This window comes from Actinoplanes sp. NPDC051470 (assembly GCF_040682035.1).
In the GTDB taxonomy this organism is placed as follows: Bacteria; Actinomycetota; Actinomycetes; order Mycobacteriales; family Micromonosporaceae; genus Actinoplanes.
This window is the reverse complement of record NZ_JBFBAA010000011.1, coordinates 16,551-31,928: the sequence shown is the minus strand read 5'-3', so window position 1 is coordinate 31,928 and position 15,378 is coordinate 16,551. Positions and strand designations below refer to the sequence as shown.

At 72.5% G+C, this 15,378-nt stretch carries 13 protein-coding genes; 10 read left to right on the top strand and 3 right to left on the bottom strand.

Annotated elements, in window-relative coordinates; genetic code table 11:
* Positions 1–50: 50 nt before the first annotated feature.
* Positions 51–1,058 (top strand): sugar ABC transporter permease, encoded by a 1,008-nt coding sequence (locus tag AB0M54_RS20340; RefSeq protein WP_364326166.1) that lies wholly within the window; start codon positions 51–53, stop codon positions 1,056–1,058.
* Entirely contained in the window at positions 1,055–1,981 is a 927-nt protein-coding gene (locus tag AB0M54_RS20335; protein WP_364326169.1) for a carbohydrate ABC transporter permease, read from the top strand. Before AB0M54_RS20340 ends, AB0M54_RS20335 begins: the two co-directional genes overlap by 4 nt.
* A gap of 41 nt (positions 1,982–2,022) precedes the next feature.
* Here AB0M54_RS20335 and AB0M54_RS20330 read toward each other — a convergent pair whose 3' ends face one another.
* Together AB0M54_RS20330 and AB0M54_RS20325 are read right to left on the bottom strand one after the other, a co-directional pair.
* Positions 2,023–2,931: a CAP domain-containing protein gene (locus AB0M54_RS20330; RefSeq protein ID WP_364473051.1), complete on the bottom strand. Its 909-nt coding sequence runs from the start codon at positions 2,929–2,931 to the stop codon at positions 2,023–2,025.
* Between the two features lie 120 nt (positions 2,932–3,051).
* Positions 3,052–3,459, bottom strand: coding sequence for a nuclear transport factor 2 family protein (locus AB0M54_RS20325; RefSeq protein ID WP_364473049.1), 408 nt, complete (start codon positions 3,457–3,459; stop codon positions 3,052–3,054).
* A 63-nt stretch (positions 3,460–3,522) separates the two neighbouring features.
* On the opposite strand from AB0M54_RS20325, the gene AB0M54_RS20320 reads away from it, so the two are divergent.
* Genes AB0M54_RS20320 through AB0M54_RS20285 form a run of 8 tightly spaced genes read left to right on the top strand, consistent with a single transcriptional unit; the run spans position 3,523 to position 13,096 of the window.
* Entirely contained in the window at positions 3,523–4,077 is a 555-nt protein-coding gene (locus AB0M54_RS20320; protein WP_364473047.1) for a helix-turn-helix domain-containing protein, read from the top strand.
* A gap of 40 nt (positions 4,078–4,117) precedes the next feature.
* On the top strand, positions 4,118–4,588 hold the full coding sequence (locus tag AB0M54_RS20315) for a chemotaxis protein CheW (protein ID WP_364473045.1): 471 nt from the start codon (positions 4,118–4,120) through the stop codon (positions 4,586–4,588).
* A complete protein-coding gene (locus AB0M54_RS20310) occupies positions 4,585–5,985 on the top strand; it encodes a protein-glutamate O-methyltransferase CheR (protein WP_364473043.1) in 1,401 nt (466 codons plus the stop codon). The genes AB0M54_RS20315 and AB0M54_RS20310 overlap by 4 nt, the downstream gene beginning before the upstream one ends.
* Positions 5,982–6,542, top strand: coding sequence for a chemotaxis protein CheW (locus AB0M54_RS20305; protein WP_364473041.1), 561 nt, complete (start codon positions 5,982–5,984; stop codon positions 6,540–6,542). Before AB0M54_RS20310 ends, AB0M54_RS20305 begins: the two co-directional genes overlap by 4 nt.
* Positions 6,539–8,008 carry a methyl-accepting chemotaxis protein gene (locus AB0M54_RS20300; protein WP_364473039.1) on the top strand — a complete coding sequence of 490 codons (1,470 nt, stop codon included), beginning with the start codon at positions 6,539–6,541 and terminating at the stop codon, positions 8,006–8,008. The genes AB0M54_RS20305 and AB0M54_RS20300 overlap by 4 nt, the downstream gene beginning before the upstream one ends.
* A complete protein-coding gene (locus AB0M54_RS20295) occupies positions 8,008–10,056 on the top strand; it encodes a response regulator (RefSeq protein WP_364473037.1) in 2,049 nt (682 codons plus the stop codon). Before AB0M54_RS20300 ends, AB0M54_RS20295 begins: the two co-directional genes overlap by 1 nt.
* Complete coding sequence (gene cheB, locus AB0M54_RS20290) at positions 10,053–11,108, top strand: chemotaxis-specific protein-glutamate methyltransferase CheB (protein ID WP_364334122.1); 1,056 nt, start codon at positions 10,053–10,055, stop codon at positions 11,106–11,108. The genes AB0M54_RS20295 and cheB overlap by 4 nt, the downstream gene beginning before the upstream one ends.
* Complete coding sequence (locus AB0M54_RS20285; RefSeq protein WP_364473035.1) at positions 11,105–13,096, top strand: response regulator; 1,992 nt, start codon at positions 11,105–11,107, stop codon at positions 13,094–13,096. Before cheB ends, AB0M54_RS20285 begins: the two co-directional genes overlap by 4 nt.
* Here AB0M54_RS20285 and AB0M54_RS20280 read toward each other — a convergent pair.
* On the bottom strand, positions 13,068–15,203 hold the full coding sequence (locus AB0M54_RS20280) for an N-acetylmuramoyl-L-alanine amidase (protein WP_364473033.1): 2,136 nt from the start codon (positions 15,201–15,203) through the stop codon (positions 13,068–13,070). The genes AB0M54_RS20285 and AB0M54_RS20280 overlap by 29 nt on opposite strands.
* Positions 15,204–15,378: the final 175 nt, after the last annotated feature.

Below are 15,378 nucleotides of genomic sequence, written 5' to 3'. Positions count from 1 at the left end.
GGCACTCCGCCCCGGCCGGTCTCATCTAGAAGGTAGGTGGAGGAGGCCCAATGAATGACATTTTGGCGCTTCCCTGGCCGTTCGCTCCGGTGGAGACCAACTCTGGCAAGGTCGTCCAGATGGTCGCCGCGATCGTCATCTTCGTGGCGGTCATGGGGATCATCCTGTTCCTGGCCAGCCTGGCCCGGGGGCGCAACGGCGACCGGACCGTCGGTTATCTGTACCTGCTGCCGACGCTGCTGATGCTGCTCGTGGGGCTGGTCTATCCGGGCCTGCGCACGATCTGGCAATCGTTCTTCGACGCCGCCGGTGACACGTTCATCGGCCTGGGCAACTACGGCACGATCTTCAGCGACACCGAACAGCTCACGGTGCTGCGCAATACCGTCTTCTGGGTCGTGGTGACGCCGTTCGTGGCCACCGCGGTCGGCCTGATCTACGCGATCCTGGTCGACAAGGCCCGGATCGAGGCGGCCGCCAAGGCCCTGATCTTCCTGCCGATGGCGATCTCGTTCGTCGGCGCGTCGATCATCTGGCGGTTCGTCTACGAGTACCGCCCCAACCAGGGCAACGTGAAGCAGATCGGCCTGCTCAACCAGATCATGGTCTGGCTGGGCCTGGAACCCCAGCAGTGGCTGATCAACTCGCCGCTGAACACGTTCCTGCTCATCGTCGTGATGATCTGGATCCAGGCGGGCTTTGCGATGACCCTGCTCTCGGCGGCCATCAAGGCGATTCCGGACGATGTGATCGAGGCGGCCCGGCTGGACGGGGTCACCGCGTTCGGCATGTTCCGGTTCATCACGCTGCCGAGCATCCGGCCGGCCGTGGTCGTCGTGCTGACCACGATCGGCATCGCCACGCTGAAGGTCTTCGACATCGTCCGCACGATGACCGGCGGCCAGTTCAACACCAGCGTGGTGGCCAACGAGTTCTACAGCCAGAGTTTCCGCAGCGACAACCAGGGACTCGGCGCGGCCCTCGCGGTGCTGCTGTTCGTACTGGTGATCCCGATCGTCGTGTACAACATCCGCCAGCTCAGGGCATCGGAGGGATGATGAGCAGCGCACCGATCGCTCCGGTCACGGTGGCCGAGGCACCGTTGAAGGCACCGAAGGAATCCACGGCCGGCAAGGCCAGGCAGCGGCTCACCTCGCCGTGGGCGTCGCTGTTCGCGGTCGTCCTGGCCGTGCTGTGGACGCTGCCGACGTTCGGCCTCCTGGTGTCGTCGTTCCGTCCTCAGCGAGACATCCGCAGCAGCGGCTGGTGGACGTTCTTCAGCGACCCGACGCTCACCCTGGACAACTACAAGGCCGTGCTGGGCACGGACCAGTCCGGCGGGCTGGCCGACTACTTCTTCAACTCGTTCATCATCACCATCCCGTCGGTGATCATCCCGGTGACGCTGGCGGCCCTGGCCGCGTACGCGTTCGCCTGGATCAGGTTCCCCGGCAAGAATGTCCTGTTCGTCGCGGTCTTCGCCCTGCAGATCGTGCCGATCCAGGTGACCCTGATCCCGCTGCTGACGCTCTATGTCGACGGCGGCGTCGCGGGCACCTTCTGGCCGATCTGGCTGTCGCACTCGATCTTCGCGCTGCCGCTGGCCGTATTCATCCTGCACAACTTCATGAAGGAAGTGCCGGCCACGCTGCTCGAGGCGGCCCGGATCGACGGCGCCGGCCACGTCGCCATCTTCTTCCGGGTGCTGCTGCCGCTGCTGCGCCCGGCCCTGGCGGCGTTCGGCATCTTCCAGTTCCTCTGGGTCTGGAACGACCTGCTGGTCGCCCTGACCTTCGCGGGCGGCGGCAACGCGGTCGCGCCGATCACGGTGGCGCTGGCCAACCTGGCCGGCACCCGCGGCAACGCGTGGCACCTGCTGTCGGCCGGCGCGTTCGTGTCGATCATCGTGCCGGTGCTGGTGTTCGTGTTCTCCCAGCGCTATTTCGTGCGCGGCCTGCTCGCGGGCAGCGTCAAGGGGTGACGTTTGCCGGGCGCGCCCTCGGACGCGCCCGGCAAGCCACCTCACTGCGGCGTGGCGAAATCCTGGACCCAGTACGGCGTCCGGTCCGAGTCGAACGCCAGCCCGATGCCCATCTGGTGCAGCTTGCAGTCCATGATGTTCTCCCGGTGGGACGGGCTGTTCATCCAGCCGTCGACCACCTCGTAGGCGCTGTCCGCCCCGCGCGCGATGTTCTCGCCGTACCGCTTCCAGTCGTACCCGGCGTCCTCGACCCGCTCCCCCGCGCCGTCACCGCTCGGCGACTCGTGCGCGAAGTACCCGCGCCGCGCCATGTCCGACGCGTGCCGGTTCGCGGCCGTGATGAGCCGGCGGTCGAGCGTCAGCGACTCGCACCCACCACGCCGCCGATTCTCGTTGACCAGGTTCAAGACCTGCTGCTGTACGGGCGCGGCCGGGCTCCCGGACACCGAGCCGGGCGTGACGTCCCGCCGCGCCGCGTCGACGGTGTCGGCCGGCTGAGCGGCCGGTTTCGCCGCCGGCTTCGCCGCTGCCGCCGGTGCGGCCGCCGCGGCGGCACCGGCCCGGGGGGTGTCGTCCTGCTGCTGCGGAGCGACCGGCTGCGCGGCGCCGGCCGCGGCGGGGGCCTGGCCGCCCGGCCGCTGCGGGTTCGCGGCCGCCGCCGCGGCGGCCGCCGCCGTACCCGCCGCCGGCTTGCCCTGATCGCCCTGCGGCGCCACCACGGCCGGCGGCCGCGCGTCGGCCGCGCCGGGCAGGTCGGGGCGGGGCACCCCCGGGACATCCGGGGCCGAGCCGTTCATCCCCGACGGCAGATCCGGTACGCCCGGCAGCCCGCCGAAGTCCACGGCCGGCCCGTCAGGCGTGGTGTCCGCCCCCGCCGTTGTCGCGGCGACGGCACCAGCCAGCAACACCACCGACGCCGTCACACACACCACCACCAGCGGTTTCCGCATCCCCGAGCACTCCCAAGTCCACGCGTCGTGGCCGATCCACGTCGCCCTGGCCGGACCAACGCCCGACACCCCACCTGGTCACTTGCGGGTTCCGCCATTCGGCTGGACAATTCGGACGTTTCATCCGTTCGAGGGTAGCGCGGCCGTCATTTTCATCGTGTCCTGGTATTCGCGCAGGTGGGTCACCTTGCCGTCGTGGACGGTCAGGACGGTGATGAAGTCGGCCGTGGCCCGTCGGCCGGTGGCCAGGGCGGTGGCGGTCAGCGAGTACTCGACGACGATCGTGGCCGGGTCGGTGGTGTCGTGGACGGTCCGGACGTCGCAGGCGTCGATGCGCAACGGCAGGGCGGCGCGCTCCGGGCCGGCGAAGGCCAGGAACGCCTCGCGGCCCTCGATGCGGCGCGGGCGGCCGGGGGCGGCGAACGGCCACTCGACCACCACGTCGTCGGCCAGGCCGGCGCCGGACAGGGCGCCGGGGCCGGTCAGCCACTGGTCGCGCATGGAGTCGAAGGCCTCGTGCGGTGTCATGGATCCCCCAAGGATAAGATGAGTGGCGACTCAGGTAAGCACGATAATGAGTGGTGACTCATCTTGTCGAGACCCTCGCAGGCCAGACCCCTGCGTGCCGATGCCCAGCGCAACCGGGCGAAGATCCTCGCCGCGGCCGAGCGGGTGTTCGCCGAGGGCGGCCCGGACGCCTCGACCGGCGAGGTGGCCCGTCGGGCCGGGGTGGCCGCCGGCACCGTCTTCCGCCACTTCCCGACCAAGGCCGACCTGCTCCAGGCGCTGATGAAGGACCTGCTCGAGCAGGTCACGGCCGACGCCGCCGAACTGGCCACGACCGGCGACCCGGCCACCGGCCTGTTCGAGTTCGTCGACCGGCTGGTGCGGCGGACGGCGGCCAACCGCACGGTCGTGGGCCTGCTCGCCGTGCCGCTGAGCGGGCCGATCACCTCGCTGGCCGAGGTCGTGGGCCGGCTGCTGACCCGCGCGCAGGAGGCCGGCGCGGTCCGTCCCGAGGTCCGCCGCGACGAGGTCATGGCCCTGCTGGAGAGCACCTGCCAGGGCGCCCTGAGCGGCAACTGGACCGACGACCTGCGGGACCGCACCCTGGCCGTTGTTTTCCGCGGGCTCCGGGCCGAATGATTCTCGGAAATAACAGGTTAAATGTCGTTAATCTGGGCCAATGGCGCAGACCGAAGGGGCCGGCGCGGAAGGTGGAGCCTCGCTCGTCTTCCGGGCCGGGTCCATGCTGTGCGCCCTCCGCCTCGACGAGGTCATCGAGACCATGCGGCCCCTGTCCGTGCGGGCGCTCGCCGGCGCGCCCGCCTTCGTCCGGGGCATCAGCATCATGCGCGGCGTGCCCACCCCGATCGTCGACGTCGCCAAGCTGCTCGGTGGTGAGGACGCCGAGGCGGTGCGGTTCGTCGCGGTGCGCACCGAGCGGGGGCCGGTCGCCTTCGCCACCGGTGAGGTGCTCGGCGTGCGGCCCACGCCGGCCGGTGGCGCGTACTCGGGGCTGCTGAACGGCGCGTCCAGCCGGCTCGTGGCCGGCGTCGGCATCCTCGACAACCAGCCCCTGCTGCTGCTCCAGAGCATGCGGGTGGTCCCGGACCACGTGTGGGCGGCCGCCGCCGGCGAGGCGGTGGCGACATGATCGGGACCAGCGACGTGACCCGGTTCCGCACCCTGCTGGCGGCCAAGCTGGGCTGGACCTTCGTCGACAACGACGAGCCCCATCTCGCCCAGGAGCTGGCCCGGCGGGCCGCCGCGCACAACCTCGGCCAGGAGGGCTACCTCCGGCTGCTGGCCCAGGACGACCCGGACGAGCTGGCCGCGCTGGCCGAGGACCTGACCATCACCGAGACCTACTTCTTCCGGCACGGCGAGCAGTTCCGCGCCCTGCGGGACGTGGCGCTGCCGGAACGGATGGCGGCACGGGCGACCCAGCGGGTGCTGCGGCTGCTGTCGGTGGGGTGCTCGTCCGGCGAGGAGGCGTACACGCTGGGGATCGTGGCCCGGCAGGTGCAGCCGGACCCGGGCTGGATCGTCTCGGTGCTCGGCCTGGACGCCAACCCGGCCATGGTGCGCAAGGCCGCTGAGGCGCGCTACTCGGCCTGGTCGCTGCGGGAGACCCCGGACGCGGTACGGGAACGCTGGTTCCGGCCGCACGACGGCACCTACGAGGTGGACCCGGGCGTCCGGACGACCGTGCGCTTCCGGCGGCACAACGTCGCCGAGGACGACCTCGACCTGTGGCGCCCGGAGCAGTACGACGTGATCTTCTGCCGCAACCTGCTGATGTACCTCACCCCGGACACGGCCGGCACGCTGATCGCCCGGATGACCCGGTCGCTCGCCCCGGGCGGCTTCCTCTTCCTCGGCCACACCGACTCGCTGGGCAGCCGTCCGGACGGGCTGGAGCCGGTGCACAGCCACTCGTCGTTCTTCTACCGGCGCGGCGCCCTGATCCCCCCGCCGCCGGCGCTCCGGGTCGAGGTGCCGAAGGTCGCGCGGATCGCGGGCCCTCCCCCGGCACCGGCCCACGCGCCGGACCGGATCCTCACGCTGATCCACCAGGAACGCTTCGCCGAGGCGCTGGCCGAGAGCGAGCGGTCGGCCCGCACCGACCCTCGCGACCTGCTCGTCCACGGCGTCCTGCTGGCGCAGGCCGGGCGGCTGCCGGACGCCGAGATGGAGGTGCGCGCGCTGCTCGACGCCAACGGCCTGGACGCCGACGCGCACCACCTGCTCGGCGTCTGCCTGGAGGGCGGCGCCATGGTGGACGTGGCCATCGGGCACTACCGGCTGGCCGCCTACCTGGATCCGGCGTTCGCGATGCCCCGACTGCGGCTGGGGCTGCTGGCCCGCCGCCGGGGCGACCACCGGGGCGCGGCCGACCAGCTGGAGCGGGCCCTGCGCCTGCTGCGCGAGGAGCGCGACGACCGGATCGTGCTGTTCGGCGGCGGCTTCGGCCGGATGGCGCTGACCACCCTGTGCCGCACCGAGCTGGACGCCGCCACGGCACCGAGGGCGAAGGGGGCGGGACGATGAGCCCGAGAAACGTGCTGGAACAGCTCGGCGGGCTGCGGGCTGAGTTCGACGACTCGTTCACCACGCCGGCGCGTCAGCACGACGTGGAGCACGACGAGCTGCTGGCCGTGCGGGCCGGCGGGCGGGCGTACGCGCTGCGTCTCGCGCAGACCTCCGGCCTCTGGCCGGACCGCCCGGTGACGCCGCTCCCCGGCCCGATCCCGGCGCTGCTCGGCGTGGCCGGCTTCCGCGGCGCCATCGTGCCGGTCTACGACCTGGCCGCGCTGCTCGGCCACCCGGTGCCGGAGCGACCGCGCTGGCTGGTGCTCACGGCCGGCTCCCCCGCGCTGGCGCTGGCCTTCCACGAGCTGGACGGCCACATCCGGGTGCCGGCCGACACCATCGTCACCGAGGCCGCCGAGCACCCGCCCGGCTGCCTGCGCGGCATGGTCCCGCTGGCCGGCGGCACCCGCCCGATCGTCGACCTGCCGGCCGCCCGCGCGGCCGTCCACCAGCTGACCGGCCACCCGGAACCGGCCGCGAACCCGGCGCAGCAGCCGGAAAGGAAACAAGGATGACAGCCCGACGCACCTTCGGCCGCCAGCTCGGCGGCAGCTTCGCCGTGGTGGTGGCGCTGACCCTGTTGATGGGCTCGGCCTCGGTGGCCGCGCTGCTCGTCGTGGTCAACGCCAAGGACCAGGTGATCGTCTCGGCCACCGAGTCCCTGATGGACGCGGAACGGCTGAACAGCACGATCGAGAACCGGATCAGCGACTACCGGGCCTTCCTGCTCTCCGGGACCACGGAAAACCTCACGCTGACCAACGACGGTCGCACCAAGTTCCTGGCCCAGGTGGCCGCCCTCCGCAACCGGCTGACCTCGCCGACCGAGCTGAACATGCTCCAGGCGGTCTCCGAGGCCGAGGCCGCGCACGCCGCCGCCCTGCTCCCGGTCATCGAGCGGCGCCGGACGATGACGTCGCTGACCACCATCGCCGAGCTGAACGCGTCCGCGGTCAAGCCGGCCCGGTTGAAGCTGGAGCGGTCGATCGCCGCGCTCACCGAGCGGGTCCGCGCCGACCTCGAGATCACCCGGCGCGAGTCGTCGACCCAGGCCATCCAGGCGATCGCCGTGATCTGCGTGCTCGGCCTGGTGGCGATAGCCGCGGCCATCATCGTCGCGGTCCGGTTGAACCGGGGCCTGCGCCGCGAGGTGGGCAGCGCGGTCGGGCACATCCAGAGCTCGTCGGCCCAGCTCGAGGCGGCCGCCGCGCAACAGGCGACGGGCAGCCGCGACCAGGCCAGCGCCATGAACGAGATCACCACGACGATCAGCGAGCTGCTGATCACCTCCCGGCAGATCGCCGACAACGCCAAGCGGGTGTCGCAGATCGCCGAGGACACCGCGGGCGCGGCCGAGGCGGGCGACTCGACGATCGATCAGACCCGCCGGTCGATCCAGGCCATCCGGACCCAGGTCGACCTGATCGTGCAGCACATGCTGGCCCTGGGCGAGAAGTCCCAGCAGATCGGCGGCGTCGTCGACCTGGTGGCGGAGCTGGCCGAGCAGACCAACATCCTGGCCATCAACGCCACCATCGAGGCCAGCGGCGCCGGCGAGTGGGGCCGCCGGTTCGCCGTGGTGGCCGAGGAGATCCGCAAGCTGGCCGACCGGACGGCCGGGTCGGCCAAGGAGATCCGGACGCTCATCGACGATGTCCGAGGCGCGGTCAACACCACCGTGATGGCCACCGAGATCGGCGCCAAGAGCGTGGACGCGGGCAGCCGCCAGTTCGACGACGCCACCAGCTCGTTCCGCCGGATCGCCCAGCTCGTGGCCACCACGAACGACGCCACCCGGGAGATCGAGCTGTCCACCAAGCAGCAGACCACGGCGGTCGAGCAGGTGAACGTCGCCGCCTCGGACACCGCCCGGGTCACCCGGGAGACCGAGGCCAGCGCGGTGCAGACCAAGCAGACCGCGTCGCACCTGTCCAACCTCTCCGGTGAGCTGCTGCAGCTCGTCGGCACGGGACGCGGCTGATGGCCGACCCGCTGCGGTACTTCCGGATCGAGGCCCGCGAGCTGGTCGACCAGATCAGCGCGGCGGTGCTCGACCTCGACCAGGACCACGATCCCGAGGTGGTCGCCCGGCTGCTGCGGTACGCGCACACGCTCAAGGGCGCGGCCCGCGTGGTCAAGCAGCCGGAGATCGCCGAACGGACGCACGCCTTCGAGGAGGTGCTGATCGGGCACCGCGAGGGCGACCACCCGCTGGCCGCCGACGAGATGCGCGAGCTGCTCAGGCTCAACGACGAGATCGAGCGGCGGGTGGCCGAGCTGGAGCCCCGGGCGGCGGCCCCGGCGACCGAGACCGAGACCCGGGCCGAGGTCGCGGCCCCCGCTCCCGTCACGACGGCGGAACGGCGGGACACCAGCGACGTGGACGAGTTGCTGGACGCGATCGGCGAGGCGCACACCCGGTTCGCGCCGCTGCGCCGGGGCAGCCAGAGCCTCGACCGGCTGCACCGCGAGGCCGACGCGCTGGCCGACCGGCTGCGGATGGGCCAGCCGGGCGCGGTGCAGGCGGCCCGGACCGCGGCGATGCGGCTGGCCGCCGAGTTCACCCGGCTCTCCCGGCGGCTGTCCGATGTGGTGGAACAGGTCGAGCGTGAGCTGGACGAGGTGCGGGGCCGGGCCGAACGGCTGCGCCTGGTCGCCGCGGCGAGCGTCTTCACCGTGCTGCACCGGGCCGTCCGGGACGCCGCCGACTCGCAGGGCAAACGGGTGCGCTTCGAGGCCCGCGGCGGTGATCTGCGGATGGACCCGCATGTGCTGACCCTGGTCAGCGGCGCCTTCCTGCACGTGGCCCGCAACGCGGTGGCCCACGGGATCGAGGCCGCGGACGCGCGCGAGGCGGCCGGCAAACCCGCCGAGGGCACGGTGGTCGTCGAGGTCGAGCGCCGGGGGCGCTTCGCGGCCTTCCGGTGTACGGACGACGGCCGCGGTTTCGACCTGGCCGCCGTGCGCCGGACCGCCGAGGCGCGGGGCCTGCTCATGCCCGGCAGCACCGAGCCGGACCAGCAGGCGCTGCTGGAACTGTTGCTGCGCGGCGGGATCAGCACCTCGGCCACGGTCACCGACGTGGCCGGCCGGGGCATCGGCCTGGACGTCGCCCGGGACGTGGCCGACCAGCTCGGCGGCGACGTCACGGTCCGCACCGAAGCGGGCCGTGGCGCCACCGTGGAGCTGGTCGTACCCCTGGCCCTGCTGTCGTTGAACGGGCTGGTCGTGGAGGCGGCCGGAACCGTGGCGACCGTTCCGCTGGACGCCGTACGCACCTGCCTCCGCCTGGACCGGGACCAGGTCGCCGCGGCCGCCACCGCGGGCCGGATCGCCCACGACGGCCGCGCCCTGCCCTTCCTTCCGCTGGCCCGGGCGCTCTACGCCGGCAACGCCGTGCCGGACTCCGGCTCGCCCGGCGTGGCGGTGATCGTGATGGCCGACCAGGACGCCGTGGCCGTGGGCGTGGACCGGCTGGCCGGGACGTCGACCCTGGTCGTCCGCCCGCTGCCCGACCTGGCCCCGGCGGCCGCGGTGATCGGCGGCGTGGCGATGGATCTGGACGGCAACCCGCGCCTGGTGCTCGACGCGCACGGCATGGTCGACGAGGTCACCCGGGCCGGCGGTTCGGCCGACGGCGCGCCCGCGGTGGCCGCGCGCCGCCTGCCGATCCTGGTCATCGACGACTCGCTGACCACCCGGATGCTCGAACGCAGCATCCTGGAGTCGGCCGGGTTCGAGGTGGACCTGGCCGCCTCCGGCGAGGAGGGCCTGGAGAAGGCCCGTCGCCGGGAGTACGCGCTCTACCTGACCGACATCGACATGCCGGGGATCGACGGCTTCACCTTCGTCGAGCGGACCCGCGCCGACCCGGAGCTGCAGCACGTGCCGGCCATCCTGGTCAGCTCGCGGGCCGGCGCCGAGGACCGGCAGCGCGGCGCCGACGCGGGCGCGGGCGCCTACGTGGTCAAGGGTGAGTTCAACCAGGAGGAACTGCTGGCCCACATCCGCAGGATGGTCACCGCATGATCCGGGTGCTGGTGGTCGAGGACTCCGCGACGATGCGCCACCACCTGAAGTCGGCGCTGGCCGCCGACCCGGAGCTGGTCGTGGTCGGCGAGGCGGTGGACGGCGGCGCCGCGGTGGAGATGTGCGGCCGGCTGCGCCCGGACGTGGTGACGATGGACATGATGCTGCCGACGATGAGCGGCCTGGCCGCCACCGAGCACATCATGGCCGACTTCCCGACGCCGATCCTGGTGGTGTCCTCGGCCGACCGGCGCGAGCTCTTCAGCACCTACAACGCGCTGGCCGCGGGGGCGGTGGACGTGCTGGAGAAGCCGCGCGGCGACGCCTCGGACGTGGGCTGGGAGCGGCGGCTGTGCCAGGCCGTCCGGCTGGTGTCCCGGATCCGGGTGATCACCCACCCGCGGGCCCGGCTGTCCCGGCTGGCGCCGGTCGCCCCGGCCCGGCCGGAACCGGTCGCCGCGGGCGAGCTCCAGGTGGTCGCGCTGGGCGCCTCCACCGGCGGGCCGGGCGCGCTCACCGAGCTGCTGCGGGCGCTGCCGGCCGGATTCGGTACGCCGATCCTCTGCGTCCAGCACATCGCGGCCAGCGAGCCCTTCGCGGTGGCCTTCTCCGACTGGCTGGCCGACCAGACCGGCCGCGCGGTCAGCTACGCCCGGGACCGGACGCCGCTGGGCGCGCTGGCCGGCCGCGTGATCCTCGCCCCGCCCGACCGGCACCTGTTCGTCCTGGACGGCGCGGTCCGGGTCGGCGACGGCCCGCCCCGGCACTCCTGCCGGCCCAGCGTCGACGTGCTGTTCGACTCGGTGGCGGCCGAGTTTGGCCCGACCGCGGCCGGCTGTCTGCTCACCGGCATGGGCCGGGACGGCGCCGAGGGCCTGCTGCGGATGCGTGGCCGGGGCGCGGTGACCTACGCGCAGGACGAGGCGAGCTCGGTGGTCTACGGCATGCCCCGGGAGGCGGCGCTGATCGGCGCGGCGTCGGCCCAGCTGTCCCCGGCGAAGATGGCGGCCCGGCTGGCCGAGCTGGTGACGGCCGGGGGTGTCCGGCGATGACCGAGCCACGGGTGCCGACCGTCCTGATCGTCGACGACAGCCTGACCGTGCGGATGGACCTGCACGAGTCGTTCGAGTCGGACGGCTTCGTCACGATCCTGGCCGCCACCGGCGAGGAGGCCCGGGCCGCGTTCGCCGACGCCCACTTCCAGGTGGCGGTGCTGGACGTGCTGCTGCCCGACGCGGACGGCTTGGAGCTGCTGCGCGAGCTGCGCGCCATGTCCGGCCGCGAGCAGGTGGTGACCGTGCTGCTGTCCACCGAGGCCGAGGTGGCGGACCGGATCCAGGGCCTGCGCACCGGCGCCGACGAATACGTGGGCAAGCCGTACGACGCCGGTTACGTGGTGGCCCGGGCCCGGCAGCTGCTGCACGAGCAGGTGCCCGAGCCCGAGGTGCGGAAGGTCACCGTGCTGGTCATCGACGACAGCCTCACCTTCCGCGAGCAGCTGCGCGGGCTGCTGGAGTCCGAGGACTACGTGGTGCTGACCGCCTCCTCGGGCGAGGAAGGCCTGCGGGTCGCCGCCGACCGCCGGCCCCAGGCCATGATCGTGGACGGCGTGATGCCGGGCATCGACGGCGCCACGGTCATCCGCCGGGTCCGGCTCGACCCGGCCCTGCGGGACACGCCGTGCCTGCTGATGACCGCGGCCGACGACTACGCCACCGAGGTGCAGATGCTCGATGCCGGCGCCGACGGTTTCGTCCGCAAGCAGCAGGACCTGGCCGTGGTGCTGGCCAAGCTGGCCGCCGTGCTGCGGCAGAGCACCGAGCAGCTGCCCATCGACCCGGCCGGCAGCCTGCACGGGCCGAGCAAGCTGCTGGCCCTGCACCCGGACCGGGACGAGCTGGGCGCGCTGGCCGACGCGTTGCGCGCCGACGGCTACGAGATCGCCGGGGCGGCCACCGCGGACGAGGGGCTGGCCCTGCTCGCCGCCCAGCCGGCCGACTGCATCGTGGTCGGCTACGACGGCGAGGACGGGCGCGCGGTCTGCCGGCGGATCAAGGAGGTGCCGCGGATCGGCGACATCCCGCTGGTGATGACCGGAACGCGGGACGACTCCATCCTGGACTGCCTGGCCGCCGGCGCCGACGACTACGTGCGCTCGGCCGACGGCCCGGAGGCGTTGCGGGCGCACGTGCGTACCCAGCTCAGACGCAAGCAGAGCCACGACGAGAGCCGGCGCATCCGCGAGGAGCTGAGCCGCCGGGAACTGGCGGCGGCCGAGGAACGCGCCGCGCGGCAGCTCGCCGAGACCCGCGCCGCGCTGGTCGAGGAGCTGGAGTGGCGCAACCGGGAGCTGGAGGCGTTCAGCGGCTCGGTGTCGCACGACCTGCGCGGCCCGCTGCAGGTCATCTCCAGTTTCGCCGAGACCATGCTGGACGAGGACGACGAGCCGCTGGGCGACCAGACCCGGCACCGGGTGCAGCGGATCCACGCCGCCGCCGGGCGGATGGCCGACCTGGTCGAGTCGCTGCTGATCCTGGCCCGGGCCAGCCGCGGCGATCTGCGCCGGCAGCAGATCGACCTGACCGCCACGGCGTGGGAGGTGACCACCGAGGTGCAGGCCCGTGACCCGGACCGCAAGGTGGAGTTCCGGGTGGCCGAGGGGATGTCCGCGAACGCCGACGAGGGCCTGGTCCGGGTGATCCTGGAGAACCTGGTCAACAACGCGGTGAAGTTCACCCGCCGGGTCGAGCGCCCGCTGGTCGAGGTCGGCCTGACCGGCGCCCGCTACTTCGTGCGGGACAACGGCGCCGGCTTCCCGGCGGGCCAGGCCGGCGACCTGTTCCGGCCGTTCGCCCGGCTGCACTCGGCCGCGGACTTCCCGGGCACGGGCATCGGCCTGACCACCGTGCACCGCGCGGTCGAACGGCACGGCGGCGAGATCTGGGCCGACGGCGAGGACGGGCGGGGGGCGACCTTCTGGTTCACCCTCCCGCCCGAGGGCCGAGTTCGCCCTACTTCAGATAAACCAGATCATCAATGAACACCCCGGCCGTGTTGGTCTTCACCAGCTGGACGGTGTGCTTGCCGTTGGACAGCGTCGAGCTCCACACCATCTGCCGGTAGAGCGTGCTCTTGCCCTTGGTGTTGACGCTGGCCTTCTTCTTGCCGTCGACGTAGACGTCGAAGGTGCCGGTGGCCGTGGTCTTGTTCACCACGACCCCGGCCGCCGTGCCGGTGAACGACCAGGTGAGCTTGGCGCCCTTGGCCCCGGCGTACATCGACCTGCCGTTGAGGTAGTTGCTGTTCGCCTTGCTCGTCCAGGTGCCGGAGCGGGTGGACGTGGAGTCGGCCAGCAGCATCGGCGTGCGGGCGACCGTGGTGATCGCCGCGTTGCCCGGCATGTCCACCGCCCGCATCTGGTACGTGCGCGCGGTTCCCGGCTTGCCGGTGAGCGCGTACGAGGTGGTCGCCCCGCCGAACGCCACCACCGACGGCTGGGTCATCCGGATCGAGCCGAGCTTGACGTTGTCGGTGACCTTCCAGGTCGCGGACATCGGCACCGCAGTGGTCGAGACCGTGCTGTTGCGCAGCACCACGTTCAGCTTCGGGTTGAAGACCGGCGGCGCCACGTCGGCGGTGATGTTCGCGGCCGGGGTGAGCCCCGAGCTGCCGTCCGTGCGCTGCGACCGGATCTGCACCTTGCGGACGCCCGGGGCCAGCCCGGTGACCGGCGCCGACCGCGCCTCGGGGCCGACACTCGACGCCACCCGGCCGTCGACCAGCACGTCGAAGCCGCTCAGCTCGCCGGCCGGCGTGGTGGTGGCCCAGTTCATCGTCACGCTGTTCTTGACGTAGTAGTAGCCGCTGTTGGCCACGCCGCCGGTCGGCGCGCGCAGCACCAGCGTGCCGTCGGCGCCGCCGGCCAGGGTCCGGATCGACGGCAGCTGGCCGTAGAGCTGGGTGCCCGGGCACTCGGTGATCACCGCGTCCATGTGGCCGGAGATCCGCGGGAACGTGATCAGGTCACCTTCCCGGCGGGGGAACTTGTTGTTGTCGTTGACGCCCAGCCTCACCTGCGAGCTGCCGAGCGTGCCCAGGTTGTACTGGGCGAGCTTGGCCGCGGCGACCCGGGCGATGACCGTCTTCACGACCTCCGGGACGCCGATCGTCCGGTAGTCGCCCAGCACCGCGACCGCGGACGTGTCGGTGTTGAAGCCGTAGGTGTGCGCCCCGATCACCGGCCGGTCCAGGCCACCCTTGCGGCCCTCGTAGAGCACGCCGCACTTGTCGACCATGAAGTTGTAGCCGAGGTCGTTCCAGCCCCGGTTCTTCACCTGGTCGGTGAGGATGCTCCGGATGATCTTCGGCGCGTCGGCGCAGGCGTAGGTGTTGCTGCCCGCGGTGTGGTGCACCCAGAAGACCTTGACCGCGCTGCCGTACTCCGGCGGGTCCTTGACCAGCGTCTCGTCGGCGCCCCACTGGGCCCGCGTCTTGTAGGCCGGCAGCGGCACCGCCGCGCCGCCCTGGCCGCCGCTCTTGCTCTTCGGGGCGGCCGGCGCGGCCGTGCCCGGGTCGATCAGGTTGAGCTGGAGGCCCTTGGGCAGCGGCCCGGCGGTGTTGGCCACCCGGGCCGCGACCGCGTTCGACTCGCCGACCCAGATGCCGCCGGTGCCGCCGCGGACACCCTTGGCCTCCGCGCCCTGCGGCGCCTGGGCCTCCTCGGTCTCCAGCGTCTGCCAGCCCGACCACTGACCGGACTTCGCCGACCGGGTCCGCACCTCGACGTCGCCGGTCGGGCGGTCCTTCGGGTCGGTCCAGGTGATGCTGACCATGCTGAACGGGTCGGTGGCCTTCTCGGGCAGCTCGGTGCTCGCGGCCTTGGTGTCCCGGGGCGCCAGGCTGACCGGGCGGGTGGTGGCGCGGGCGGGCTTCAAGGCCTTGCTGGTGACCGGCGTCGTGCCCGCGCCGGCCGCGTCGACCTCGGCGACCGGTTCGGCGTCGCCGGGCGGCTCGGCCGCGACCGGCGGGTCGTAGAACTTCGCGCTCGCCGTGGTCTCGTCCTTCGGCCACGCGAGCGCCACGGTGGTCGCGCCGGCGACCACCAATGCCGACGCGGCGACCAGAGCGATGGTCCGCCCCTGCTTCACCTGTGCTCCCCCCGGCCCCGCGCCACCTGCGCCGGACCGCCGCGAAGACTAGCGGAAAGTCGCCACGCATTTCTTCCCCGCGGTCTGCACCCACTTCAAGATCAAGAGATTGATGTCGTAGCCGGGTGGGTGGTGCAGACCGTCGCTCCCGCCGAGGGTCGCTGCGCTCCACGTG

What these genes read in the sequence shown, in the direction of transcription:
- AB0M54_RS20340 (WP_364326166.1), top strand. Translation starts at nt 51, where the DNA reads ATGAATGACATTTTGGCGCTTCCCTGGCCGTTCGCTCCGGTGGAGACC.
- AB0M54_RS20335 (WP_364326169.1), top strand. Translation starts at nt 1,055, where the DNA reads ATGATGAGCAGCGCACCGATCGCTCCGGTCACGGTGGCCGAGGCACCG.
- AB0M54_RS20330 (WP_364473051.1), bottom strand. Translation starts at nt 2,931, where the DNA reads ATGCGGAAACCGCTGGTGGTGGTGTGTGTGACGGCGTCGGTGGTGTTG.
- AB0M54_RS20325 (WP_364473049.1), bottom strand. Translation starts at nt 3,459, where the DNA reads ATGACACCGCACGAGGCCTTCGACTCCATGCGCGACCAGTGGCTGACC.
- AB0M54_RS20315 (WP_364473045.1), top strand. Translation starts at nt 4,118, where the DNA reads ATGGCGCAGACCGAAGGGGCCGGCGCGGAAGGTGGAGCCTCGCTCGTC.
- AB0M54_RS20310 (WP_364473043.1), top strand. Translation starts at nt 4,585, where the DNA reads ATGATCGGGACCAGCGACGTGACCCGGTTCCGCACCCTGCTGGCGGCC.
- AB0M54_RS20305 (WP_364473041.1), top strand. Translation starts at nt 5,982, where the DNA reads ATGAGCCCGAGAAACGTGCTGGAACAGCTCGGCGGGCTGCGGGCTGAG.
- AB0M54_RS20300 (WP_364473039.1), top strand. Translation starts at nt 6,539, where the DNA reads ATGACAGCCCGACGCACCTTCGGCCGCCAGCTCGGCGGCAGCTTCGCC.
- AB0M54_RS20295 (WP_364473037.1), top strand. Translation starts at nt 8,008, where the DNA reads ATGGCCGACCCGCTGCGGTACTTCCGGATCGAGGCCCGCGAGCTGGTC.
- cheB (WP_364334122.1), top strand. Translation starts at nt 10,053, where the DNA reads ATGATCCGGGTGCTGGTGGTCGAGGACTCCGCGACGATGCGCCACCAC.
- AB0M54_RS20285 (WP_364473035.1), top strand. Translation starts at nt 11,105, where the DNA reads ATGACCGAGCCACGGGTGCCGACCGTCCTGATCGTCGACGACAGCCTG.